Origin of the sequence: Mesorhizobium sp. M4B.F.Ca.ET.089.01.1.1, assembly GCF_004022605.1 — a bacterium.
Taxonomy (GTDB): domain Bacteria; phylum Pseudomonadota; class Alphaproteobacteria; order Rhizobiales; family Rhizobiaceae; genus Mesorhizobium; species Mesorhizobium abyssinicae.
The window spans coordinates 1-651 of sequence record NZ_RZOS01001151.1 but is presented as its reverse complement, the minus strand read 5'-3'; the positions used below and the strand labels follow the sequence as shown (position 1 = coordinate 651).

General features: G+C 58.8%; 1 protein-coding gene. It reads left to right on the top strand.

Annotation, left to right across the window (positions count from 1 at the left end; translation table 11 throughout):
* Nucleotides 1-651: sugar ABC transporter permease (locus EN780_RS36525; RefSeq protein WP_133372968.1), on the top strand; the 651-nt coding region annotated here is incomplete at both ends.

Here is a 651-nt window from a genome sequence, read left to right as displayed (position 1 = left end):
CGCTGTTGCTTGTTGCCCTTGTCATCGGACCCGCCATTCTTGTCTTCTTTCTGTCCTTCACGAATGCGTCGCTCGGCTTGGCCGGAATCCAATTCATCGGGGTTGCTAATTATACGCGCATGTTGACCGACCCTGGCTTTGCTCAGAGTCTGCGCAACACCGCGCTCTATGTGGCTGTGGTCGTGCCGACGGCAATCGGGTGGGGGCTGCTCGTCGCCGTTTTGATCGCTAGATCACGGTTCGCAGTTCTCTATCGAACCGCTTACTTTCTGCCCGTGGCTGCAAGCTTGGTTGCTCTCGCGACCGCGTGGGAAGCAATCCTGCATCCAAGTCTGGGTTTTGCCAACACGCTGCTGCAGCTCCTGGGCGCATCGCCCGTCAGGTTCCTGTCCGACCCGGCGACGGCCATATATGCGCTCGCGGCGATCGGCGTCTGGCAGTTGGTTGGCTTCAACATGATCCTTTTCCTGGCTGGCCTTTCGACCATTCCAGAGGAGCTCTACGAAGCTGCGACTATCGACGGGGCGGACAGGGGACTGAAGCGCTTCCTTCTGGTCACCTGGCCGATGCTGGCGCCAGTTACGGTGTTCGTCACCGTGATGACAATTATCCGCGCCTTTTCGGTTTTCGAAACGGTCGCGGTCCTCACAC